Annotated in this window: 1 protein-coding gene; it reads right to left on the minus strand. The window is 56.3% G+C overall.

Features of this window, described 5'->3' with window-relative positions:
* Positions 1 to 7: 7 nt before the first annotated feature.
* Positions 8 to 1,168: an IS30 family transposase gene (locus tag ROG8370_RS19845; protein ID WP_085828832.1), complete on the minus strand. Its 1,161-nt coding sequence runs from the start codon at positions 1,166 to 1,168 to the stop codon at positions 8 to 10.
* Positions 1,169 to 1,229 lie beyond the last annotated feature (61 nt).

Consider the following 1,229-nt stretch of genomic DNA (forward strand, 5'->3'; position numbering starts at 1 on the left):
GGCGGTCTCAAAGGGTCGATGCAACACAGGCATTGAAACGCTCGGCGGGTGTTTCGTAGTTGAGCGTTTTTCGGGGTCGTTCGTTGAGCTGCCTTGCGACGGCGCTGAGCTTTGCTTGACTATGTATCGACAAATCCGTGCCCTTTGGGAAGTACTGTCGCAGCAGGCGGTTAGTATTTTCGTTGGTGCCGCGTTGCCATGGGCTGTGAGGTTCACACAAAAAGACATCAATATCCGTCGCCATGGTGAACGTCTTATGTCCGGCCATCTCTGTTCCGCGATCCCATGTCAGAGAACGATACAGCTCCTTGGGTAACTTGCGGGATTGTTTGATCAACGCCTGGATGACACTGTGGCTGTCTTTATTGCCAACCTTTGCCAGCATCACAAACCGCGTGCGCCGCTCGACGAGAGTAGCAATGAAGCTGTTGCCGGAGCCTGCGATCAGGTCTCCCTCCCAATGTCCGGGCACGGCACGATCATCTGCTTCCGCCGGTCTGTCGCGGATCGATACCGCGTCGTTGAACCGTCCCAGTCCGCTACGCTTCAATGTGGCGTGACGGGATCGACGAATGGACCGTGTCGCCCGCAGGTGCGCCAGCAACTCCTTCTTAAGTACGCCACGCGTCTGGATAAACAGGCTTCGATAGATCGTCTCATGTGAGACCCGTTTATCTTCCTCATCAGGATGTTTGCGCATCAACCAGCCTGCAATTTGTTGCGGGGACCATTTGCGCGTCAGCTTGGCTGATATCGCCCGACAGAGATAGACATTGCCTGCCAACTTGCAGGGCTTTGGGCGGTGGGCACGGTCCCAGGCCGCGGCATCTGAGGGCGCTGCACGGTAAAGTTTGGCGCCACCATTACGCCTGACCTCGCGACTGATTGTGGATGCAGGTCGCTTTAATGCTTGGGCAATTGAACGCAGGGAGGCCTGCGCACGCAAGCCTCTGGATATCTCCTCTCGCTCGGCAAGTGTCAGAGCAAGCCGGGACCGGACGCGGTCCGGCGGACGAATGCCGCCAGTGCGAGCAAGGAGCGGATAGATCGAAGACGACTCGCGATCAAACAGCCGCCCAATCGAACTCATCGACTCTCCGCGTTGCCAACGATCCCAGATATCTGACTTCTGTTTGTCCGTGAAGAATATGCGGCGACGATACTTCATGATGATCACTCCATCTCTCTCAAAAGATTAAAGTGTTGCATCGACCCGTTGAAACCGCCGC

The organism is Roseovarius gaetbuli (genome assembly GCF_900172365.1).
Taxonomy (GTDB): Bacteria; Pseudomonadota; Alphaproteobacteria; order Rhodobacterales; family Rhodobacteraceae; genus Roseovarius; species Roseovarius gaetbuli.